The organism is Paenibacillus radicibacter (assembly GCF_024721995.1).
GTDB classification, from domain to species: domain Bacteria; phylum Bacillota; class Bacilli; order Paenibacillales; family NBRC-103111; genus Paenibacillus_AM; species Paenibacillus_AM radicibacter.
The window spans coordinates 284,337-307,859 of record NZ_JANQBC010000008.1; the positions used below are offsets into that span (position 1 = coordinate 284,337).

The window sequence follows — 23,523 nt, forward strand, 5'->3', positions numbered from 1 at the left end:
TTTTCAAGGCAAACGATTAGGAGTGAGGTGGAAATTGTTCGGTGAAAAATTGTCCGAGCAAGCTTCTAATCCGCTCCCATTCCTTTTCATCCTGTTCGTGAAGCCCTTGATCATAAATATCCATCGATACGACTGGCATTTTGAAGATCAACTCCTGCAGCACATCTTGCAATGCACTCGCCCATAGCTGAGTACGATCTGCTGAAACTTGTGCCATCTCTTCATACAATTCTGTTCCATATGCGAAAGCCGCGAATTCACGCTCGATCTGTGTCGAGAATTGCGCAAGATCCGGATACTTCTCTTCACTAGAAACACGCAATTGCTGAAAAATATCGCGGATAGACGCTGGCATCTCCTCTGAACCAAGTGGTGTATCTTCTATACGAAGGTGAACATCGCCACCAAGCTTAGGAACACGTATCTCACCTTGCAGTTCCCATATCTTAAGCGCCTGCAGCGCTCTAAATTGCAGCAATGGATGTCGCACTTCAGCAGTTAGCCAGTGCATCAATATATTCGGTGCATCGGAATGATGCACAAACGCAAGCTTCTCTAATGCAATGAGCTGTTCCTGCGGTGAGTAGGATTCTTCTTTAAACACCTGGAGTAAATTGTCGATATATCCCTGTTCTTGCTGAACGCGGGTATCGATTGCCTGTCGGCGCAATTCTTCTTCCGATGGTTCATCTTCTTCCATCTCTTCAAACTCTCCATTTCGCTCCAGATTACTAGAATCCAGCGGAGCGAACATCACTTCCGGAAACATCGTCTGCAGCCATACGAGCAGCATTTCCCATTCATCCCGCTTCGCCGGGTCAACATTAGAGAACTGAAGCAGGTGTGCAAGCAGTCCTGCCGCTTGTTCATACCTCTCCACTTTAAAATAAGAGGCTAGCTGGTCTTCATAATACTTCACCGTCTGAGGCAGCATTACGACATTGTCATGCACCAGCTCATCTTGCTTTGTCATCCTTTACACCCCACTATCCAACCTACTTGCTGACAAGTGTAACGGATCATAGCTAGGAAAGCAAAACGGACTGTATTATTTTACCACGATAATAGTGTTGACTTCTATTCGTTTTACATGCTATTATTAATCTCGCTTCACAGGAACGCCGCACAAGCTTAAACGTGAAGATTACATGTCTCAGTAGCTCAGTTGGATAGAGCATACGCCTTCTAAGCGTACGGTCGGGGGTTCGAATCCCTCCTGGGACGTTAATAGATCAAATTGATCTACATAGAAAAATGGCTGAACCCTTTATTGTTAAGGTTTCAGCCATTTTTTATTTTTCAATTCAACTGGTAAAAATACAATAGAAACGATACATTTTGCACAAATTTTTCACACGCTGTTCTGATTTATAAATAAATAGCATCTTGCCGATAAATAAGTATCAATTACTAGGAGGCTTATCATCATGGACATTGCCGCACTGTCAATTGCAATGAAACAAAGCAGTTTATCTCAAGCTGTTAATGTCAGACTATTAAAGATGACTAATGATCAAGCTACACAGGTTAGTCAGGATTTTGTCAAAATGTTAGAGCAAAGCGTCCAGCCTAATCTTGGTGGTAACATTGACATCAAAGCATAGTATTGACCGAATAGAAAAACGCCTGAAATCCCTTACGATTAAGGAATTTAGGCGTTTTTTGTTTTGCTTGAACCCATAAAATATACACGATTACAGTTGCTTACCCAATGTCTTCTATATAGGGGGTTACTCTTATACCACTACCGTCCGCTTCGAACGCTTCATCTTCTCATTGCAGAGCGGACAGACCTTCTCCTTCGGTGCATGCTTAACCGAAGTAATTCGCATCCAGCCACGACAACCAGTCTTCGTGCATTCCCACGTTGGGAATGTCTCTTCCTTCTGCGCACTTTGCTGCTTAGCAGCAGGGTCCTTCTTCTTATTCCCGTACGGCTCCATGAAGAAGCGCGACACTTCCACTTGATCCCCTCGATAATACGACGGAGAGCTAATGTACACTTCCTGCATCGCTCTTGTAACCGCAACGTACGCAAGGCGGCGCTCTTCTTCAATCGCAGCTGCCACTTTCTCAGGTCCCTTTTTATCTGAGATCATATCTTTACGCCCATCTGCATCCAGCGCTGAGCTATGCGGTAAGATCGACTCTGACGCTCCGATCACATAGACGACAGGGAACTCCAAGCCTTTAGCCTTATGAATGGTAAGTAGAGACAGTGCATCCGAAGTCGGATCTTTGCGCAACTGCTCCATCTCGGAATTTTTCTGGATGACATGATCAATAAAGTCCACGTATTCGGCTACTTTATCAAAACGCTTTGCTGAGGCTTCGATCTCAGATAAGGTTTCTTTCACCATTTCCTTATGAAGCGTTAACTGTTGACGCTCGTTCGCATCCAAGAACGCATCGTACGTACGCCTTATCTCTTGAATCGCAAGCTGCGGCTTCATATCTTTAAGCTTGTCCACCATCCGCAAGCGCTCACCAAGCTGTTGCAATTGGAATGACTTTAAGTCTGGAAGCTTGAGTAAATGTTGGAGCGGCTTCTCTAGAGGCTCTTTCAATTCATGTGTATAAATAAAAGTAAGTGATTTCTCTCTATTTAAGTATAAAGATGGAATGATGCCCTCCATAGCGGATTGAAGCTTTGGATTCAATGATAATCGCAAGTAATCAATGACTGGCCTCACAATGGACTGTTCATAGAAACTAACCCCCATAGAGAAGGACATAAATGGAACCCCATCCATCACCAGTTGCTCGAACATCGCACGAGAGCTGCTGATCGTTCGGTGCAAGATCGCAAAGTCCCGATAGTTTCTTCTCCCCGCCTGCACTTCATGCTTAATCTTGCTTACGACCATCATCGCCTCATCATCAGTTGTACTCGGTCTCAGGAAATAGGGATGATGTTCCCCTGATCTAGTCGCTTGCAGCGTCTTCAATCTACGCATCTGATTAAAGCGAATCACTTCATTCCCTAAACCCACAATGCTATTCGTCGAACGATAGTTCACATCAAGCAAGATCACTTTCGCCTTCGGAAATACTTGATCGAAGTTCAGAATGATGGAACTGTCCGCTCCGTTAAAGGTAAAGATCGTCTGGTCATCATCCCCAACGACGAACAAGTTCTGCCGATTTCCTGTGAGCATCTTAATGAGTTCATACTGGATCGGGTTCGTGTCTTGCCATTCATCGACCATCACATATTGAAAACGTTCTTGAAGCTTCCACAGCATGTTCGGGGATCGCTGGAGTAGCATATACGCTTCCAGCAACATATCATCGAAATCCATGTAGTGGTTATCTCGCTTCCAAGCTTCATATTGTCGGAACACTTCTCGCTGCTCTTTCTCAGCTGGTGATTTATTCGGCAAGTCATCAATCGACATCATATTGCTCTTATAGGAAGAAAGTAAGGATAATAGCGTCTCCGGTTCATAGGCGTCATGGAGGTTCATTTTGCGTAAAATAATCTTAATAATCGTCTGTCTGTGATTCTCACTACTCATGATCTTCTGATCGAATCCTTCGCTACGCAGTATCCGATAGAAAATTGAATGAAACGTTCCTGTCACCACTTCTCGCGCCATTCGTACAGTTAGCCCGGGTAATAACGAGATACGCTGCTTCATCTCTTCGGCTGCTTTACTCGTAAAGGTGACCAGTAATAGATTGTGCGGCTGAACATGCCCCATGGCGATGAGATAACCTGCCCTTGAAGTGAGTACAGAAGTCTTCCCACTACCTGCACCTGCAACAATCAAGGCTGCTCCTCCGACATGGCGCACGGCCGCAATCTGAAGCTCATTGAGTTTAATGTTGCGCTTCTCTAATGAACGAAAATAAAAAGCATCGCTGTCCTGATCTGGGACAAGATCAATGCTTGTAAATGTACTTGCTATATTCGCATGTGGAATGCTATCTTTCATCGACCCTTCGGGTCTGGTCAATATCGGTATCATGGCTGTCATGTCATTATCTCCTGATTCACTTTCGGTCAAGTAGGTACCTTCCAGTTTAGAGCATCTTGATCATTTTGACAAAGCCTTGCCAATATTTTTTCTAAGAATACTATCTCTGAACAAACTCTTTCTTCTGTTGATGCAGGAAAAATTGAACAATAGCAACGGAAGCAACGAAGAAGACGAGCACGCTCACTATAATCCAAGGATATATTCGGTAACGCTGTATGCCATAAGCAAGTAAACCTAACCATTCGCCTGACTTGGTAATTGCCATCGAGTACGTTGCAAACCCATCTTGGAATACCATCACTTCTCCACCACCAATGAAAATACCGAGTACAGCCAATTGACCCATTAAGAATAAGACTTGTACGTAATCTGCCAAGAAAGCAAATAAAACTTCCGAGCGAACACTCGGGAATATATGTCTAATAATACGACGGATAATGGATGCACCTAATAATGAAGAAGCGGTAACAAACAACTTCTCATTCCAAAAGCGGGAACGATCAGCAAATTGCTGGGCAATCGGAAACACCCCAATAAATACCACAGCGATAACAAATATCGCATTAAAAATGATCTGATTCGGATGATCCGTTGGTATCCCGTAAGCCACTTCAAGCCCGTAGAAGAGCGCCAGTAGACCTGGATACACGAATACAAGGGGAGGGACAGCAGATGTGACCCATTGCAAAGATGATAAAAGGGACTTAAATCTCCCTGTCGCTCCAACGTACATGCCAAGTGGTATAGCTAATAAAAAGCGACCAATCGTAATGAGAAGAGCGATTCCTAGTGTATATCTCATCCCATTCAATAATAGACTGAGCACATCATAGCCCCTAGGGTCTGATCCAAGTATGTAATGATTATCGGGTTTAAAAGGAGGAGCGAGCTTTTTGTGTATAGATTCCGGATTCGGATTATCCATCCAAAAAACCTTCGCACTCGGTTCAATGCTATGTGGTTTGATATACGGACCTAGGATTGCAAGGATAATAAGTAGTGCCATTAATGCCCATGAAAGCATATAAAGAAATTTCCGTTTACGCACTAACATTCACCTCCTTCGTTGAGACAATTAGCATTTTACGAAGTAAGGCATATATCCCCTGCATGATCAAAGCAAAAAGGGCTAAAATGGCGCATGTAATCGGCAAATTTGAATATGCAATGGTCAAATAACCCCCAATTCCTGAAATTCGACATAACACTTCAGCGATAATCATACCTCCAATTGCAACGGTTGTTGCCCGAGGCAAAATCGTGAGTAAATCCTCTAATACATTAAGAAAAGCATGCGTGATCACAATCCGTTTATGAGAGAAACCTTTGGCAATCGCTGTTCGAATATAAGGTTCTGCCATTTCACGCTGAAGAGCTAGACGAATCACACCATAAATAAGCACACCTGGTACGATCATTATCGTCATGAAGGGAATGAAGAAAGGAACTTCATTCTTGAGCTGAATAATCAAGATGACCCGCTTAGTCGCAAATTTAGTTATATAAATAGCAAACATAAGAAGTAGCGTATAGATGAAGAAATCAGGAATCATTAATAATACACGATGAATCCAATCAAAAATTTTACCAATCACACGACTCATCGTTGCAAATACGGCAAAAAGAACGCCTCCAACAATCGCAGCCAAGAAACCAGGCACAAAATAGGTAAGTGAATTTTTTAAAATCGTAGGAAGCATTTCGAGAAATGGCTTCTTCCCTCCTACAGGCATATAATAGTAGCCAAATTCACCTTTGGCATACATACTCAACATAGCCCCAATGCTATTGAAGTATTGGGAAAATGAGTACGTCGGCGTGCCAGGAAGTGTATGAATCTCCACGACTCCGGGTATCGACTGTATTCTTCTTACAGTCGATTGCAAAGATTCTATAGGCACATGAAATATACCTTTCTCCGCATCTAATAACGTCACATTCGGATATAACCTCGTGAGATCCTCATAATTCGTTACAATCCGTTTATCTACACCTACTTGAATCCGTTCAGGTGGTTTACTAGATATCCCATATTGCAGATTACTAATTAAGAAAATAAAAATAAAAGCAAATAAGATCGAACCCACTGTAACAAGCACTTTTTTCAAAGTTGTACTACCCCCTGATCGTCTTTTTAAACAAATTATATCCCCCTTTGCTATTTACCGCCATATAATGACAGAAATTTTAGAATATTTATAGTGTCATTTTTATCCTAGACTAAGGTGAATTTAAGCTAACCTCCTTAAACTGATGTTGTTAAGTCGAAAAGAAAGATTTAAATTCAAGGAGGTAAGTAATATGAAAAAGAAGATGAAATTGCTAAGCGCTGCTGTTCTACTTGCTGCTCTAGTACCTGTAAGTGCCTATGCAGCGGAGACGACGAGCACAACCCCGACAACGAGTACCCCAGGTGTACATAATAAATCGGATAAGACCGTTCACCTTATTCAAGATAAGTGGGGTAAAAATGAAGGTTTGTTTAAGAAAGAAATCAGCGAAGAGTTGGCTGCCGTACTCAAACTAGATGCTGCAACAATTAAATCTCGCATAAGCCAAGGTGAAACATTGGCACAAATCGCTGAAAAGCAAGGCGTATCCAAAGACGACTTGAAGAATGCACTCATCAAAGCGAACAATGAAACGTTAGATAAAGCCAAGACGAAATTCGCGAATTCCGTAGATAAACTTATTAATGAAAAACATCCGAACAGAGAACAACACAAATCGGCTATTCGCATGGACTTCAAAGAGATTGGGACTCTACTTGGGATGAGCGATGCCGACTTCAAGCAAGCCGTGAAATCTGGAAAATCCGTTGCTGATCTTGCAAAAGAAAAAAATGTGGAGCTGCAAAAGCTCGTCGATGCTCAGGTAAGCGAATTGATGAAACACGTTGAAGAACAAGTTCAAAGCGGCAAAATAACGAAGGAACAAGCCGATAAGCGCAAAGCTTCCTTTACTCAAATGGTAACAAAGATGTTTGAAGACAAAGCCCATAAAGGCCAACATGCTGTAACGAAACCTGTAACGCAATAAAAATAAACTTATACAAACCTAACAAAGAGGCATTCTCGCGAGTCTTAATCAGACCTTGAGAGTGCCTCTTTTTCACAACTGTAACATATTTATTAGTAATTTTTACGAATGCCTTCAGATGGTTTTTGCTGCCCTGGCATCTTCGCATTCTTCGCTATTACTTCGTCTGCAAACTCAGCATCATGCGCATATTTATTGCCTTTGTTTTTCTTAAATTTCTGTGCCATGCCTCTCCCTCCTTTCCAACTGTTCTTTATTGAAGTAAGTGACCACTGAGCTTGTCGGATGGTTCAACTTCTTCTAAAAATGAAGGAAAGTTTATTGTTGCATGCTGCTCATTCTTCTGCTCTATTTTTAAATGAATATCATGAATCTTCTGTAGGGTGTACAAGTAGCCGAGCTCAATGCAGCTCTTGCCTTTATTGAAATCGAATGCACTCACCATACCCATGTTAGGTCGAAGCAAGACATCGGCATAGCCTGAAAGTTGCTTCGATTGCTGAATTAAGTTCACCGAAACCGAACGTGACACGATCTCATAAAGGGAGTTCAAGGGTGTAGTTAACTCATCATCACAGCACAAGTCCACCGCAATGACGAAATCAGCTCCTAAAGCACGAACAGTAGAGATGGGACAATTGTCTAATAATCCGCCATCAACTAGTACACGCTCTCCCAAAGTAACAGGAGGAAATAAGAATGGGATCGAGCAACTGGCCAGGATCGCATCCCCAACTAATACATCCGAAATTTGCTCATAATCCACTTCTCCATTCCCATTGGAGTGCAGGGAAGCCGAATGGAACAATACTTTTTGCGCTTTACGCAAATCAGCGGCGACCAGCGCAATCGGATAACTCAAATCCCGTACCAATCGCTCTTGCGTTTTGAGTAACAAATAGTCTCGGAACTTCTTCCCCTTGATAAGCCCTTGAAGCTTGACGGGTCTACGTACCACTTTAGCGAACATCGAGCGATAGTTGTAATCCAGATACTTGTCCGTAAACTCTGGCACCATATCCATCAGCTGTCCAGACGTGTAGCCGCAGGCGTATAACCCTGCAACTAAAGCTCCACAGCTCGTCCCTGCCATACAGTGAATAGGAATATTCGCTTCTTCCAATGCTGCTAATACACCAAGGTGGGCGCTCCCAGCGATTCCACCCCCGCCAAAGGCAATTCCGATCCGGATCATGTTCGCGCCACCCTTCTTGATGTAGATTTACTATTGCTTAATTAACTTTGAAATATTCCCTGTCCTGACCGGTTTGGCCCATGCAAAAAAAGCCAACACCACTAGGCGTTGACTCTCCACTTTATTAAGTATGATTAGAAATTAATCTTCGAAATTAATCTTCATTTCCAAGAAGCATAGCAAGTTCAACCAAGATCGCTCTGGATTCTACGTTGTTCTTCGCTTCGCGATATAGCTCTTCATAATAAGCACGATTCTCTTGCACGGAAGGAACGTTCTTAATGGATGTATGAGACCATTCGATTAATGTATTTTCAGCTTGGATCAGCTCATTGAAAGCTTTGTGAAAGCCGCTGCGATTAACCGCATCTTCCATTTCCTTCTCGCCAATTTCAACACCGTTATCTTTCATCTCTTCAAGCTTACGATCCGCTTGCTTACTCGTTAACAAAAAATGTTCTTTAGCCGCCATATAATCGATCTGCGCGCGGGCAAGTCTTCTTCTTTTCATAGGATCACCTTCTACTCTTTTTGTATCGTTGTACCATTGTAACAGACTTTGTCAAAAAAACACAGCGTCCACAGCACCTGACATGGTCGGTAAGTAGTGGATGAGTCTATGAATCTTTGAATCGCGGACAGACATTTTCTAGGCGAGCCGTGCATACCTTGTTATCATCGCAAAAGCGTAAAGGGGGCTATGAACCATGTGTGGCATTACAGGTTGGATTGACTGGAGAAAAGATTTAACCGGGTACCCAACCATTCTTGAAAATATGACAGAAACGCTGTCCTATCGCGGTCCGGATGCATCCGGTACATGGATCACCCATCATTGTGCGCTCGGTCATCGTCGCTTAAGTGTCATTGACCCAGAGAATGGCGCCCAACCCATGATTCGCAAATACGGGGATCAAATTTTCTCCATTGTGTACAATGGGGAATTGTATAATTTCTTAGAGTTACGCAAGGAACTAGAGGATAAAGGACACATTTTCCAGACGACTTGTGATACGGAAGTGTTGCTCTTATCCTATGTGGAGTGGGGACGCGCTTGTGTAGATCGGTTGAATGGAATTTTTGCGTTTGCCATCTGGAATGACAAGGAACAGTCATTATTCTTAGCTCGCGATCGCCTCGGCGTTAAGCCGTTATTCTATTCGTACCAAAGTGGCGTCTTGTTATTCGGCTCCGAACCAAAAGCCATTCTAGCGCACCCTGACTTTAAAGCGGAAATTGCCGCGGACGGGCTGGCTGAAATATTCGCAGTAGGGCCTGCGCGAACACCAGGGCATGGGATATACCGTAACATGTCTGAACTAAAGCCCGGGCACTTTATGCTGCTGAACCATGAAGGACTCACCACTCGGGCTTATTGGAAGCTGGAGAGTCGTCCACATGAGGATGGAATAGATCAGACTGCACATAAGGTATATGAACTGCTCAAGGATACAACGGAGCGTCAATTAATATCTGATGTACCGATCTGTACACTACTTTCTGGTGGACTCGATTCTTCCGCCTTGAGTTCCTTTGCAGCCAAGCATTTACGCGAAACGAAGAATGAACAGCTGCATACATTCTCCGTCGATTATGTGGATAATCAGAAGCACTTCCGAGCCAATGCGTTTCAACCGAATTCGGACGCCCCTTGGATTGCTAAGATGACCGAATATCTCGGAAGCAACCATCATTCCGTTGAATTCGATACACCTGAACTTGTGCAATCGCTGCGTAGGGTTGTTCTTGCAAGAGATACGCCGGGAATGGCGGATGTAGACGGCAGTTTGTTCTTATTTTGCGAGGAAATCAAGAAACATTCGACAGTTGCAATTTCAGGTGAAGCGGCAGACGAAATATTCGGTGGATATCCTTGGTTTCATCGGGAAGACACGCTTGCAGCGGAAACATTCCCATGGTCACTAGCATTACCAGCTCGTGTGGATCTACTATCTAACGATCTTGTTCAATGGATTCGCCCACAAGAGTATGTACGCAATCGCTATCAACAAGCGCTGAGTGAAGTGCCTCGCCTTGCTGGGGAAACTGCTGTCGAGAATCGGATGCGTGAAATGTCTTACTTAAATATTACTCGCTTCATGCCAACACTGCTTGATCGTAAGGACCGCACCAGTATGGCGGTCGGGCTCGAAGTTCGCGTCCCGTTCTGTGATCATCGCCTTGTTGAATATGTATGGAACATTCCTTGGGAGATCAAAACTTCTGGGGATCGGGAAAAAGGAATTTTACGCAAAGCCTTAAAGAACGTACTGCCTGAAGAGATCTTAACGCGGAAGAAGAGCCCTTATCCGAAGACGCACAATCCGAACTATCTAGCCGCTGTACGTGATCAGATGCTGGATATTCTCAACGACACCTCTTCGCCGCTACTCCCTTTCATTAACACTTCGAAAATTCATGCCCTTGCAAACTCCGATGCCGCATCGTTTAACTTGCCTTGGTTCGGGCAGCTCATGAGTGGACCACAATTGTTCGCTTATCTCATTCAAGTGGATATGTGGCTAAGAGAATACAAAATTAGCGTAAGATAAGAAAAGCTCCAATTCGGAGTCCTTTCCACGATGCATGACCCTGCGTAAGCGGAAGCTTTTCTTGCGATATAGAATTCGATCAGCTCCGCTGATAACTTCTAAATTCTAGTATCTAAATAAGACAGGGCAGCATCCATCGAGGACGCTGCCCTGTTCTATTTTATATGCCAAATGGGTCTGGATATTGTTTAAAGAAAAGTTCTAGTGCATGTGCACGATGTGAAATCTTATTCTTCTCTTCTAATGTAAGCTCCGCCATTGTCTTATCAAACTCTGGTAAGTAGAACAGCGGATCATAACCAAATCCACCTGTACCGCGAGGCTCTGAGACAATGTAACCCGAGCAGCGACCTTCTGCTTCAAGTACTGTACTTGATTCAGGAAAAGCAAGTGCCAACGCACTTACAAAGTGTGCGGAGCTAAGCATGACTAGTGATGGATCTTCTTGAGAGCTTGCCGTGCTTGCCGGATTAAGAAGCGCTAATTCACGAAGCAGCTTCGCATTGTTGTTCGCATCTGAAGATGGAACACCCGCATATCGAGCCGAGTATACGCCCGGTTCACCATTAAGGCGATCTACGCTTAGTCCTGAGTCATCAGCAAGCACAGGCATGCCGAGGTGATTCGCGATCAATTCTGCTTTAATTCTCGCATTCGCAGCAAAAGTATCTCCATCTTCCACAATCTCAGGAAGATTGTCATAATCGGCTAAAGAACGCACTTCCATTCCTCTTGCGCCGAACCAATTCGCGAATTCTTGCACCTTACCTTTATTAGCAGTCGCAATCACGACTACCCGCTTCTGCGCCTCATTCATTATTGGGACACCTTGCCGATATGTGCCGTCACTTCACTGCCCAATACCTCTTGTTGCTTCGCGATCATTTCATGAATACCTTTCTCTGCCATCGCAAGTAAGGAATTCAATTCTTCACGGGAGAATGGTGCATCTTCGCCTGTTCCTTGAACTTCAACGAATTTACCTTCACCTGTCATCACGACGTTCATATCTACTTTCGCGTTCGAATCTTCTTCATACTTCAGATCCAATAACGTCTGACCTTCCACAATCCCAACGGATACGGATGCCAAGTAATCCGAAATGGGGATAACAGATAACTTACCGTCTCTTACAAGCTTGTGCATCGCCATTGCCATTGCGACAAAAGCTCCAGTGATTGACGTTGTGCGTGTACCACCATCCGCTTGAATGACATCGCAGTCTAGCGTAATCGTACGCTCGCCTAATTTCTCCAATACCACAACAGAACGCAGGGCACGACCAATCAGTCGTTGAATTTCCATGGTACGACCGCCAAGCTTCCCTTTGTTCGCTTCACGTTGGTTACGCGTTTGCGTTGCACGAGGTAACATGGAGTATTCCGCTGTCACCCAACCGCGACCTTGATTTTTCATAAAAGGAGGTACGCGCTCCTCAATTGTTGCTGTACATATCACTTTCGTATCTCCAACCTCAATAAGTACTGAACCTTCCGCATGCTTATTATAATGAGGCGTGATTTTCATTTGGCGTAGTTGATCTGCTTCTCTTCCGTCTATTCTCATATGTAGTCCCTCCCGAATTGAGCCTTTATCGATTGTATATCTTATTGTAACAAACTACGGGCAAAGAGCAAATAACATACCAATTCATGGTAAATTGATTGCTCTAAAGCGAAAAAAGCGCCAAAATCGGCGCTTTTAGCATGTGAGAAACTTTCAAATTTTATGACTTTGTTGCATTTAATACAATTGGACGTGTAACTGGCTTAGCGTAACTTTTATTGTCCGAGGAAGTAAATTGAACGTCATTGTTCACCATCAATTGTACCTTAGACACATTTGTGCTCTCTGTTAAAGACAAGATAATGGCATCCAGTGCTTCAGCAGGTGCTTTCCCTTGAGCATTTAAGATCTCCTTGGACAAGTTCACCGTGAGCAGCCCATCACTTGGCTTCAAATTCATCACGGTCGTCTTCGCACTTACCGGAGAAGTTAGTCCTTTATTGCTATTAGCCCCGTGAATCAATTGCTCCATCACCGCAGCGGGGATATCATTCGTACGGGCGACTAGACGTGTGACCGGCACATAATATTTATAGTTGGCATCCGTTTGGTTCATGTAGTAAACCGTAACGGCTGTCGTTTGACCATAGTCAACTCCATCCACCTTCTCCAAGTTGATACCTAATGAACGGTTCACTGGAGCATCAAGCGGGAGCTTCGCTTTTGGCATTTGCTTGAGATCTTTGCCATCTACTTGGATGGCTACTTTATCGATCGTTGGAAACGAAGTGAGCGTCCAAGCGATCCCTTCAATCATTTTGCGTTCATCAGCTGCATCATAATTGAGCACTTCTTTGGAAAATTTAACTGTTGCAACCTTTTGTTTATCAACGGTTACATCCACCTTCGTTCCTTGTGGAAGTAAAGCAGTGAAACCTTTAGGCAATTGTGCCTGCGCAGGTCCACCTTGAACCATGTACTCCAGTGCTAATTTAGCTGTAGCTGCTGTATTCTGTGCCCCATGCAGGGTAATCGGAGCAACTAAGCCTTTAACATCCTTCGCATAGACGGTAATTGCGCCTTGTGTTTGAGCTGTCTGACTTTGTGCGGAAGTCGAACTAACGCCAGGACTTGTAAGCGGCTCTTTCACTTGATTGCCTTGTGCTGTTGTATAATTCTGTTCCAATTGAGCTGCTACTTGCTGCTCATTACTACCTTGTGGTGGTTCATCGATCGCTTTCTTATCACCGAGACCCAGCATCGAGCATCCCGACATCAACATCGCGACTGTTCCAGTTACTGCTACAGAACGAATCCAAATCTTACGTTTCATGTTTATTCCCCCTTCGCAAATTGAGCCCCGCTGCACGGTTGGCTAGGTAGTACATATATACAAGGATGTTGTCCAATTTATGCCGACTTTTTGTCCCAAAACATGTACAAACTTTTCGAATCCAGATATACACATCAGGGGAATCTAATTTACAGTGAACATGCGAAGGAGAAGTGAATCTAATGGAATATAGTTTAAACAGTAATAAAGTTGCAGCTTGTGCGCTTAAGCTGCTTGATGATCGCGGTGTAAAGGTAGAACAAATCGCTGAACTTACCCATTTTTTGCAGCAACAATACTTTCCAGAACTTACAATCGAACAATGCATCGAAAGTGTCGAAAGTGTACTTGTGAAAAGGGAGGTACACAACGCCATCATTACAGGAATTCAACTCGATATCTTGGCAGAAAAAAGACTGCTGCTACCTGAATTGCAAGATATGATCGTGCATGATGAGGGCTTATATGGCTGTGATGAAGTGCTCGCTTTATCCATTGTGAATGTATACGGTTCGATTGGATTTACGAATTACGGGTATATCGACAAAATGAAACCTGGCATTCTTGAGCGACTCAATGATAAAAGTACAGGCGAGACCCATACGTTCCTCGATGATATTGTTGGCGCTATTGCTGCCGCTGCCAGCTCGCGTATTGCGCATCGGAAACAAGCGGAGATGGAGTCGCATTCACCTACGTCTTAAACCACAAAAAAATGCTGCTTGATGCATTCGATGCACCAGCAGCATTTTTGTTAATTCGTATTAATCGGCAGCGTCACCGTAACGACAGTACCGCCATCTTTCGGACTTGCGATCCGAATCGTTCCATTGTGCCTTTTGACAATCTGGAATGTAATCATGAGTCCAAGCCCGAAACCCTTCTCCTTCGTCGTGTAGAACGGCTCACCAAGCTTCTTAATTCTCTCTTGCGAAATTCCAATTCCTTGATCAGCAAAATGGATCGACACATTCTTCTCATCTTCCATCTGCACCTGAATGTGAATCGTTCCACCATGTTCCATGGACTCAATCGCATTTTTCAAAATGTTAATGAACGCTTGCTTAAGCTGACTTTCCCCACATAACATATCTGGAATATCAGATACATATTCGATCACCAGCTGCACATTATTCATCGTCGCTTGCGCTTGCAAGAGCAGAATCACATTGTTCAGGATCGGCAACAATTCTTTATTGCGAAACATAACATCCTCTGGCTTTGCTACGAACAGAAGCTCACTAATAATAAAATTAATGCGATCCAGTTCATCTAACATAATCCCAAAGTTCGTCGTCTCGTGTTTCGCGCGCGATTGCAACAACTGAATAAAACCACGAATGGTTGTAAGTGGATTCCGAATCTCATGGGCAACACCTGCAGCAAGCTCACCAATCACCGAGAGTTTGTCCGCTTTACGAATAATATCCTCCGTGTTCTTACGATCCGTAATATCCTTGAATGTCACAACAGCCCCAGTCGTGCGACCCTCTTCTTGTATCGGTGTAATGTCGTACTCAACGGGTATGAGTGTGCTATCTTTTTTGTGAAAATAGTACTCTTGCTCCGCGATTTGCTGCGATTGAATCTGCTCCATCCGTGCAAGGAATTGATGAATGGACAGCCTCTCAACCTCTGGCTCCGTCATAATTCTCGTAAAAGAAGTACCAATAAGTTCACTCACTTCATAACCGAGCATATCTGCCGCAGATGGATTACAAAATGTAATATCCCCCGATAAGTCTAGCCCATAAATCCCTTCGCCCGCAGAGTTCAAGATGAGCTGGAACAGCTTCGTCTTCTCTTCAAGTTCCGAAGTTCGCTCCGCAACGATACACTCCAAGTATTCCATTCGGATTACATTCGAAAGTGCAGTTGCCGTTACATCGACAACGGATTGAGCAAGCGTCATCTCTGCCTCGGTATATTTGCCCTGCTCTCCCAGACTGACGACAGGAATGGTACCCAGTACTTGTCCCATTGCAACGAGAGGGATCATGAATATGCTCTTAATGCCAAATTTGCTGCAAGCATCATGATTGGGTCTATGATCTTTGAATACATCTGGAATGAAGATCGCCTTTTTCTTCTGAATCACTTCTTGGAACAGTAAATCTCGATTGTAATCCAGCTTAATTTCGCGATGTGTCTCTTTCCAGTCTTCTTCCGTCCAATCACTTTGCTTGCTCATCTTAGCAGGCTTAAACCGTGGACCAGATATACTCGTAATATCACATAAGTGAACACCGATATTTCGATTATTCACGACTTGTCCCACATAACGGAAGCATGTGCTCAATATTTGCTCGGTTGTCGAGCAATGTGACAATTCGCGAGTCACGTCGAGCAACAATTGTTTCTCAGCTAATAAGGTTTGGATATGACTGAACTGCTTACCGTTTCGAATCGCTACAGCCGCCATGTTCACATAAGCTTCAATCGACTGCATTTCTTCATCCGTCAGATTCATCACTTCGCCATAATTAAAAAGGAACACAAGACCGTACAATTCATCCTCGTACGTAATGGGAAGTCCGAATAAAGATTTGATCTGGAACATTTCAATTGGCCTTGGATCGGGTCTGCCATCAACAGAGGTGTCTGGGATGTAAACACTTTTACGCAAATGAACCAAATCCGATACAAGCTGGTCTGTTGCTGGATTTACGAGCATTTCATCCAGTTTTACACCATTAATATGGCCCGGTTTGCCTACATAACCTCGAAAAGCACCATCTTCTTGCGGTAAATAAATCCCAACTGAACTCACACGTACGACTTCTGCCGATATCGCTGTCGCTACGGCATCAAGTACCGATCTTAAATCCCGATTGGAGTTAATAAGCTGACATATTTGGGCTAATCGTACGTATCTTGTTTGCTCTGACATTGTAATTCCCTCTGCTTTCCGAAGTCTTATCTTTGGAATGATGACAAAAATTTCACACGGTCTCCCATTGGAGGAACGTTATTATCAACAAGTGCCACTTCAATTATCGAAGGACCTTTGTATGCTTTATGCTGCTCGCACCATGCGTGAAGCTGCTCCATATTGTCCACGCGTGCACTTGGAATTCCCATACCTCGCGCCATATCGCTTATGCTGATCGGTGCTTGCTCAAATCTAGGGTGACTGCGCTTGTATTGCAGATTATGACCATGATAGACCATCCCAAGTCTTGCATTGTTCATGACAACAAATACGATTGGAAGCTTATATTCAATGGCTGTTAATACTTCCATTCCGTGCATAAAGAAGCAGCCGTCACCGGTTATACATACCATCGGTCGATCTGGCTGCGCCAAACTCCAACCAATTGCTGATCCAAAAGCAGTTCCCATCGCACCAAAATGCACATTGATGTCAAACGAATTCGCTGATTTCACACTCATATAATGAATAACATAAGACATAAATTCGCCTATATCAACGGTATACCGAGTTGATTTAGGCAGTGAATCTTGAATGGTCGTCAGTACATTTTGCGTGTTATAAGGCAGCTCCGAATATGTAACTTCTGGCTTCTCCTTCGCGCGAAGCGGATAAGGCTTATGTTTATAACCCATCTGCTCCAACTCAAAAATAATGGCATCCAAGCTCAGCGTCGCATCGCCATGAATCGCTGTTTTTACAGGATAAACACGATTGAATACAGATGAATCATTGTCAATCTGAACCACATAACGATTTTCAGTTAACTGACGGTTCCAATTACTCGTTGCGGTCTCACCAAGGCTTGAACCAACAATCAGAATAGCATCTCTTCCTGGATCTTGAATCAGATTTGAAGCTTGTTCATCTCCTGCAAAACCAAATACGCCATGATGAAGTGGGTGAGTGTCTGGGTATAACCCTTTGGCTTGCGGTGTGGTGACAAATGGCCAATTCAGCATTTCTGCTAAATGAATCAGTTCAGTCATCGCATGTCTTGCACCTTGTCCGACAAAAATGAACCCGTTCTTGTGCTTAATTAATTCCGTTGCTGCGTATTGGATGACTTGCTCTTCTGGAACGAGTGGTTGGCTGTGAGGGTAAGAGAGCGCAGCTTGCGAAGTAACATCACTAAGTTGTACATCAATAGGCATTGCTACATGTACAGGGCCAGGTATACCCGACTGTGCAATTTGAATCGCTTTGGCAACCTCGATACCTAATCGCTCTGGGTCTTGAACCGAGACACTATATTTCGTAACTGGTGCAAATAAAGGAACCGCATCTAATTCCTGTGAAGCATTAAGACCTACTGTTCTTCTTGGTACCGAGCCTGTTAAGAATAAGACAGGAAGATGTTCACGCATCGCATTGGCTGCACCTGTAATTAAGTTCGTACTTCCAGGACCACTGCAACCAATACAAACACCTAAGCTCTTGGAATGTTTCGCGTATGCAGCTGCCATATAGGCGGCTGCGCCTTCATGCTTGGCGATAATCGGTTCTATCTGTGGCACATCCATTAATTCATCGAAAAATGCATTGACCGAGCCTGCGGGGATCCCGAATATATACTTTACCCCTCCTTCTTTTAAAAGTTGAACAACAGCGCGCACAGCTTTCATTATGCTCACTCCTCTAGTACAAAAATTGGCATATCTCCTCTGTTTTTGAAATGATGTTATATGAAATATTTGACATTTTTACTAATATTCCTTCCTCCCCCCCGAAATTCTTACCTAAAATTTACAAACAAGTTGTGAACATCACGAATACGGTCGATATTTAGGAGAGAATTATGGCGGTATGTAGATAAAAAGACATGCATTTTGCTGGCTGGATGTGTAAATGTTCACACCTGCTCTCGCAAATTGCATGTCTTTATTTGCTAGGAATAGTTCAACTTATGAAGTCCAAGGGTTAGCTTTGAAAATAAATCTTTCCATCTTGCTCCGTCTGTTTCACTCTATCTTGGCTTTGTAAATATAAAATATGAGCAAGCGTCTCGGCTAAAGCAAACCGAAGCTGATGAATCGTAAGCCTTGTTCCGAAGACAGCAACACATAATTCATAAGCAGTCTTCGACTCTTGAAGCAAATTCTCCATATGCGCTAAGCGCTCATCATGATGCTCCATCAGTTCCTGAACCCGCTCATTAAAGTTGGTCAACGGCTCACGATGACCAGAGTATGCAATATCCACTTCAAGATGTGCCACAGCTTGCAGCGATTCTATGAATTGCTGCAACGGGTTCGGATGATCACCCGGTGTGTAGCCAACGTTAGGCGAAATATGTGAGATCACATGATCACCGCAGAAAATCTCCTTCGCCTCGCGGTTGTAGAAGCATAGATGCCCCGAGGCATGACCCGGGGTTTCGATCGCTTCGTACAAGCGGTCTCCGAGGCGGATGGTGTCACCAGTCCGCAGCTGAAGCGGAGTCAGCTTCGGCTGTGGGGACACCCACTGGACGAAGCCATCCATATGCTTCGTCATCTGCTCTTGCAGCTCAGCCGGAAGTCCGTGCTGAGCGAAGCAATCCGTGAGCAGCCGCGTCATCGGCTGATCTAGCCCCCACAGGAGCGAGGCGATATGGCAGCCCTCCTCAGAGAGGAGGACTGGTGCGCCCGTACGCTCCTGGAACCATCCCGCCATCCCGTAGTGATCGGGATGGAAGTGGGTGAGGACGACCTGCTCCACTTGGTCGTCCAAGATGCCCTCTTCGCGAAGGACGCTGTCCCAGAGCGCCTCCGCTTCAGGCGTATGTAGCCCGGGATCAAGGATAGTGTAGCCTTGATCCCCGCGGATTACATACGCGTTCACCCACCGCAGCGGAAACGGCAGCGGTACCCTCACTTGTAGTAATCCTTCTCTTCGCCATGTTGTTACTTCACGCATTTGTATTCCCCCTGCCTAGTTTCACTCTATTTCGTTCCTACAAAAATCATACGTTCTGCTCGTTCAGACTCGTAAGCCATGCCCTCATAATCCCCATAAATCGCTTGAACGTGCAACCCGACTTGTTCGAATGCTTGTTTAAACCAATCCATTTCATAGAGCTTGACCTGCTCGGTATATGTACGTCTTGCAGCTTGGCTCTTGATGTCAGGCGTCTCTGTAATAACAATTTCCTTATGTACAAAGCCATTATTAATCCAGCGCCGTTCATCAATACAAAGACTACCTGTTGTTTTATGTGAAACAGGCACTATCTTTCTTTTTACATAGGAAGGGTTCAAGTAGTCAAGCAATAATTTGCCGCCAGGCCTCAGCAGCCGACTCATCTCTGCAAGTACAAGCTTGTTTTCTTCATCTTGCTCGAAATAACCGAACGATGTAAACAGGTTCACGATGGCATCATACTGCCCGCTATCAAGCGGTACTTCTCTCATATCACCGTGTACCCAGCTAACCTGATTCGCCCCTTCTATTCGATGCGCTTCTTCTAATAATACATCAGAAAGATCGACTCCCGTTACTTTATATCCAAATTGGGCCAGTGCCACCGAATGCCTACCCATCCCACAGCATAAATCTAGTACGTGCTCTTGTGAATGGAGATCAAGCCACGCAATCATCTTGCGAACTTCTTCCTTCGCACCTTGCCGATCACGATGTTGGTAGACAAGCAAATAATCTCGTCCAAAGCTTCGCTCAAACCATTCCTGCATAGCTTTTCACCTCCTCACTCTTTAATGGTAAAACATTCCATGATACAATAGGCAGAAAGCGATTACATCACCGTTGTTTCATCGAATTGAAACCTATTCGGAGGTGCCCTCACATGCCAGATCAAGCATTGACGTATGCCGCGTATAAAGCTGCTTTTGCTCATTTAGCTAAACCTTTTGCTTATCTGGACCTCGATCTCTTGGAGCATAATCGCAAGTTCGCCTTGCAGCTTGCCGCCTCCAAAAAAATTCGTATTGCGAGCAAATCGATTCGCTCAGCTGGGATCTTGCGACACTTATTAGACAGCGATCCCACCTTCATTGGACTCATGACATTTACTGGAGAAGAAACGTTATTCTTAGCGGAACAAGGCTTTGACGACCTCCTGCTCGGCTATCCGATCTGGAACGTGGATGCTATTACTGCCCTTGCGCGACTGGTTAAAGACGGTCGACTTATCACGCTTATGGTCGATAGTGAGGAACATCTTGCGCATATTGAACGGATGGCTCAGCAAGCTGATGTACAGATGCCGGTCTGTATTGATCTGGATCTGTCTTCCGACTTTGGAAAATTACACTTTGGTGTATGGCGTTCCCCTGTCCGCTCGGTTATGGCGGCTGTGGAATTAGCTCAGCGTATTGCAGCTTCTCCCTATCTTGTGCTCGATGGCATTATGGGCTATGAAGCACAAATTGCAGGTGTTGGCGATCACAATCCTACGACCCTTGTGAAAAATAAAATTATTCGGTTTATGAAAAAGCGATCCATCGCTGAATTCACGCACAAACGTGCTGAATTGATCCATATTCTGCACCAAAAAGGGATCTATCCACGATTCGTTAACGGCGGAGGCAGTGGCAGCTTAACATCCACTACATTAGAAGATGTCGTGACCGAAGTGACAGTCGGCTCCGGGTTTTATGCACCCGCGTTGTTCGATAATTATCAAGACGTGCGGTTCGAGCCAGCCGCTGGCTATGCCATTGAGATTGTAAGAAAACCGCGTGCAGATACGTATACTTGCCTCGGTGGCGGCTACACCGCATCCGGCTCCTGTGCACCAGATAAATTACCCAAAGTTCATCTCCCCCAAGGGGCAAAGCTAACTAATCTAGAAGGCGCTGGCGAGGTTCAGACACCTATCGTGTATCAAGGCGATGAGCGCTTAGAGTTAGGTGATCCCATCTTCATGCGACACAGCAAAGCGGGCGAACTATGTGAACGATTTACCGAACTACATGGCTATTCTCAAGGTAAAGTGGTGCAAGTGTTTCCAACTTATCGTGGACAAGGACGGTGTTTTCTATGAAGCAAGTCGCAAATCCGACATGGCGCAACTGGTCGAGACTCGCTGTGAGCAAGCCCCAGCAACTGCTATATCCAGAGTCCATACAAGATGTCGTCGACATCGTGCATGCATGCCGCAAAAACTGGACGAAAATTCGGATAGTCGGATCAGGACATTCTTTTCCACCGTTAGCACGAACGGATTTCACATTAGTATCACTAGATGCCATGCAGGGTATTCTCAAGATTGATCGCGAAGCGCAGACCGCACTGGTGTGGGCGGGTACTAAACTAAAGAAATTAGGGGAAGATTTATTCGCTGCAGGTTGGGCACAGGAAAACTTAGGAGATATTAATGCGCAGTCCATCGGAGGGGCAATTGGGACAGGTACACACGGAACAGGGGTTCAATTCGGCAGCCTCTCGACGCAAGTCGTCGGACTCACGGTAGTCACAGCAGATGGAAGTGTGATTGAGTGCAGCGAGGAGGTTAATCCTCAGATTTTTAAAGCGATGCAGTTATCTCTAGGGACGCTCGGGATTATTGTGCAGGTGCGGTTAAAGGTAATACCCGCGCAGCGGATGCATTTTCAAAGTCAAATGGCAAGCTTTACGGAATGTATGGAAAATCTCGTCAAGTGGCGTCAGGAGCATCGGCATTTCGAGTTTTATTGGTTCCCCTATACCGATCAGACGCAGGTGAAATTCATGAATGCGACGGATTTGCCTGCAAGCAAAAATAGTGTGTGGAACAATCTGAATAAGCTCGTGATGGAGAATGCCGCTTTCTGGCTCATTTCTGAAGGATGCCGTATTTTTCCGAAGATATGCCAAGCTGCAAGTCGCCTCTCCGCTAAAGCCATCCCTACAATGAGCGAAGCTGGGTATGGGCATCAACTGTTTGCAACACTACGTCTTGTGCGATTTAGCGAGATGGAATATAGTGTGCCAGCCGACAGTATGCAGGCGATCTTAGAAGAAGTGAAAGCGACGATTGAGCGAAAACAATTCGCAGTACATTTTCCAATTGAATGCCGTTATGTACGAGGTGACGACATCTGGCTTAGTCCTGCTTATGATCGAGATTCGGCGTATATCGCTGTTCACATGTATAAGGGGATGCCGTACAAAGACTATTTCACGACACTGGAAAATATCTTCCTGCGTCACGGCGGTCGTCCGCATTGGGGGAAGTTGCATTCACTGCGGGAAAGTGAGCTGAATCGATTGTATCCGAAGTTTGAAGACTTTCTAGAGGTTCGTCGGATACTCGATCCAGATGGGTTGTTCTCTAATGACTATGTATCAGGACTGTTTGGCTAGCTTCTTACGACGACTCTTCCACTCATGGACGGCATGGCGAATAGCTTCCTTGGGATGGTGGAGAATCATTCGAGGACCAGCGTAGCGCATCACTTTCTGGATTTCAAGCTTCATATCGGACTTGTAGCAGTGAATCGGGCATTGACCGCACGTTGTTTTCTCTTCGCCAAACCGGCAGAAGCTGAGGCGCTTGTGAGCATATTCAAGCAACGCTTGGCAGTTCTCGCATAGCTCGCCTTTCGTATGATGCAGTCCACGGCAATAGATGCGTATCATGTGCTGAACCGTTTTCTTCTCATTGGCAATCTTCGGTCCTATGTTCTTCATCTATGTGGTTCTCTCCCTTGTTACATGTAATATTCTAAGATTACTGAAAATGAGGAGCAGCTCGCAGTGATACGGGTCACCAAGGATAAACATCTTTGCCGTTCTTCGAAGAATACGGATCCGTTTACCGAGGCTTAGAGCCACTTCGTGGATTTACTTTCTGATAAGCGGAAAAAAAGAACCCCAACATCTCTATGAGGGGATGAACTGCACCCCAATTGTTAGACACAATCTAACAACTGGGGGTGCAGTTTTTCTATGGCGAAATTTACTGCTAAAGAAAAAATAGTAGCTGTTCAATGTTATTTAAATGGAACGGAAGGATATAAATGTTTAGCTTCCCAATTTGGAATTGAACAAAAAACATTTCA

General features: G+C 44.6%; 21 protein-coding genes and 1 tRNA gene. 7 read left to right on the plus strand and 15 right to left on the minus strand.

Features of this window, described 5'->3' with window-relative positions:
- Positions 1 to 16: 16 nt before the first annotated feature.
- Positions 17 to 973, minus strand: a complete 957-nt coding sequence (locus NV379_RS16195) for a hypothetical protein (protein ID WP_258208363.1) — start codon at positions 971 to 973, stop codon at positions 17 to 19.
- 177 nt (positions 974 to 1,150) lie between these two features.
- Between NV379_RS16195 and NV379_RS16200 the strand changes: the two genes are divergently transcribed.
- Together NV379_RS16200 and NV379_RS16205 are read left to right on the plus strand one after the other, a co-directional pair.
- Positions 1,151 to 1,224: transfer RNA gene (locus NV379_RS16200), tRNA-Arg, on the plus strand.
- A gap of 203 nt (positions 1,225 to 1,427) precedes the next feature.
- Entirely contained in the window at positions 1,428 to 1,604 is a 177-nt protein-coding gene (locus NV379_RS16205; protein ID WP_258208364.1) for a YjfB family protein, read from the plus strand.
- A gap of 132 nt (positions 1,605 to 1,736) precedes the next feature.
- Here the strand turns inward: NV379_RS16205 and NV379_RS16210 are convergent, their stop codons facing one another.
- The 3 genes from NV379_RS16210 to NV379_RS16220 all read right to left on the minus strand — a co-directional run bounded on the left by NV379_RS16210 (position 1,737) and on the right by NV379_RS16220 (position 6,082).
- Positions 1,737 to 3,980, minus strand: a complete 2,244-nt coding sequence (locus NV379_RS16210) for a UvrD-helicase domain-containing protein (protein WP_258208365.1) — start codon at positions 3,978 to 3,980, stop codon at positions 1,737 to 1,739.
- Between the two features lie 100 nt (positions 3,981 to 4,080).
- Positions 4,081 to 5,031: a hypothetical protein gene (locus NV379_RS16215; protein ID WP_258208366.1), complete on the minus strand. Its 951-nt coding sequence runs from the start codon at positions 5,029 to 5,031 to the stop codon at positions 4,081 to 4,083.
- Positions 5,024 to 6,082, minus strand: coding sequence for an ABC transporter permease subunit (locus NV379_RS16220; RefSeq protein ID WP_258208396.1), 1,059 nt, complete (start codon positions 6,080 to 6,082; stop codon positions 5,024 to 5,026). The genes NV379_RS16215 and NV379_RS16220 overlap by 8 nt, the downstream gene beginning before the upstream one ends.
- 202 nt (positions 6,083 to 6,284) lie before the next feature.
- Between NV379_RS16220 and NV379_RS16225 the strand changes: the two genes are divergently transcribed.
- On the plus strand, positions 6,285 to 7,022 hold the full coding sequence (locus NV379_RS16225; RefSeq protein WP_258208367.1) for a LysM peptidoglycan-binding domain-containing protein: 738 nt from the start codon (positions 6,285 to 6,287) through the stop codon (positions 7,020 to 7,022).
- A gap of 92 nt (positions 7,023 to 7,114) precedes the next feature.
- Here NV379_RS16225 and NV379_RS16230 read toward each other — a convergent pair whose 3' ends face one another.
- The 3 genes from NV379_RS16230 to NV379_RS16240 form a co-directional block, all read right to left on the minus strand.
- The gene (locus NV379_RS16230) at positions 7,115 to 7,249 is read right to left on the minus strand and encodes a hypothetical protein (RefSeq protein WP_258208368.1); all 135 of its coding nucleotides are present in this window, start codon (positions 7,247 to 7,249) and stop codon (positions 7,115 to 7,117) included.
- Positions 7,250 to 7,275: 26 nt separating this feature from the next.
- Positions 7,276 to 8,217, minus strand: a complete 942-nt coding sequence (locus NV379_RS16235) for a patatin-like phospholipase family protein (RefSeq protein WP_258208369.1) — start codon at positions 8,215 to 8,217, stop codon at positions 7,276 to 7,278.
- Positions 8,218 to 8,371: 154 nt separating this feature from the next.
- Positions 8,372 to 8,728: a hypothetical protein gene (locus NV379_RS16240; protein WP_258208370.1), complete on the minus strand. Its 357-nt coding sequence runs from the start codon at positions 8,726 to 8,728 to the stop codon at positions 8,372 to 8,374.
- A gap of 196 nt (positions 8,729 to 8,924) precedes the next feature.
- Between NV379_RS16240 and asnB the strand changes: the two genes are divergently transcribed.
- Positions 8,925 to 10,769 (plus strand): asparagine synthase (glutamine-hydrolyzing), encoded by a 1,845-nt coding sequence (gene asnB / locus NV379_RS16245; protein ID WP_258208371.1) that lies wholly within the window; start codon positions 8,925 to 8,927, stop codon positions 10,767 to 10,769.
- Positions 10,770 to 10,929: 160 nt separating this feature from the next.
- Here asnB and NV379_RS16250 read toward each other — a convergent pair whose 3' ends face one another.
- The 3 genes from NV379_RS16250 to NV379_RS16260 form a co-directional block, all read right to left on the minus strand.
- Positions 10,930 to 11,586, minus strand: coding sequence for an XTP/dITP diphosphatase (locus tag NV379_RS16250; protein ID WP_258208372.1), 657 nt, complete (start codon positions 11,584 to 11,586; stop codon positions 10,930 to 10,932).
- Positions 11,586 to 12,335, minus strand: a complete 750-nt coding sequence (rph, locus tag NV379_RS16255) for a ribonuclease PH (protein WP_258208373.1) — start codon at positions 12,333 to 12,335, stop codon at positions 11,586 to 11,588. The genes NV379_RS16250 and rph overlap by 1 nt, the downstream gene beginning before the upstream one ends.
- Positions 12,336 to 12,495: 160 nt before the next feature.
- The gene (locus NV379_RS16260) at positions 12,496 to 13,608 is read right to left on the minus strand and encodes a GerMN domain-containing protein (protein ID WP_258208374.1); all 1,113 of its coding nucleotides are present in this window, start codon (positions 13,606 to 13,608) and stop codon (positions 12,496 to 12,498) included.
- 182 nt (positions 13,609 to 13,790) lie between these two features.
- Between NV379_RS16260 and NV379_RS16265 the strand changes: the two genes are divergently transcribed.
- On the plus strand, positions 13,791 to 14,312 hold the full coding sequence (locus NV379_RS16265) for a phosphatidylglycerophosphatase A family protein (RefSeq protein WP_258208375.1): 522 nt from the start codon (positions 13,791 to 13,793) through the stop codon (positions 14,310 to 14,312).
- 50 nt (positions 14,313 to 14,362) lie between these two features.
- Here NV379_RS16265 and NV379_RS16270 read toward each other — a convergent pair whose 3' ends face one another.
- The 4 genes from NV379_RS16270 to NV379_RS16285 all read right to left on the minus strand — a co-directional run bounded on the left by NV379_RS16270 (position 14,363) and on the right by NV379_RS16285 (position 20,211).
- Positions 14,363 to 16,498, minus strand: coding sequence for an ATP-binding protein (locus tag NV379_RS16270; RefSeq protein ID WP_258208376.1), 2,136 nt, complete (start codon positions 16,496 to 16,498; stop codon positions 14,363 to 14,365).
- A gap of 26 nt (positions 16,499 to 16,524) precedes the next feature.
- Entirely contained in the window at positions 16,525 to 18,165 is a 1,641-nt protein-coding gene (locus NV379_RS16275) for a thiamine pyrophosphate-binding protein (RefSeq protein ID WP_258208377.1), read from the minus strand.
- Positions 18,166 to 18,460: 295 nt separating this feature from the next.
- Positions 18,461 to 19,438 (minus strand): MBL fold metallo-hydrolase, encoded by a 978-nt coding sequence (locus tag NV379_RS16280; protein WP_258208378.1) that lies wholly within the window; start codon positions 19,436 to 19,438, stop codon positions 18,461 to 18,463.
- A 26-nt stretch (positions 19,439 to 19,464) separates the two neighbouring features.
- Complete coding sequence (locus NV379_RS16285; RefSeq protein ID WP_258208379.1) at positions 19,465 to 20,211, minus strand: class I SAM-dependent methyltransferase; 747 nt, start codon at positions 20,209 to 20,211, stop codon at positions 19,465 to 19,467.
- A 113-nt stretch (positions 20,212 to 20,324) separates the two neighbouring features.
- Between NV379_RS16285 and NV379_RS16290 the strand changes: the two genes are divergently transcribed.
- Both NV379_RS16290 and NV379_RS16295 read left to right on the plus strand, forming a co-directional pair.
- Complete coding sequence (locus NV379_RS16290; protein WP_258208380.1) at positions 20,325 to 21,524, plus strand: amino acid deaminase/aldolase; 1,200 nt, start codon at positions 20,325 to 20,327, stop codon at positions 21,522 to 21,524.
- Positions 21,521 to 22,825, plus strand: coding sequence for a D-arabinono-1,4-lactone oxidase (locus NV379_RS16295; protein ID WP_258208381.1), 1,305 nt, complete (start codon positions 21,521 to 21,523; stop codon positions 22,823 to 22,825). Before NV379_RS16290 ends, NV379_RS16295 begins: the two co-directional genes overlap by 4 nt.
- Here NV379_RS16295 and NV379_RS16300 read toward each other — a convergent pair.
- Positions 22,808 to 23,152: a nitrous oxide-stimulated promoter family protein gene (locus NV379_RS16300; protein ID WP_258208382.1), complete on the minus strand. Its 345-nt coding sequence runs from the start codon at positions 23,150 to 23,152 to the stop codon at positions 22,808 to 22,810. The genes NV379_RS16295 and NV379_RS16300 overlap by 18 nt on opposite strands.
- Positions 23,153 to 23,523 lie beyond the last annotated feature (371 nt).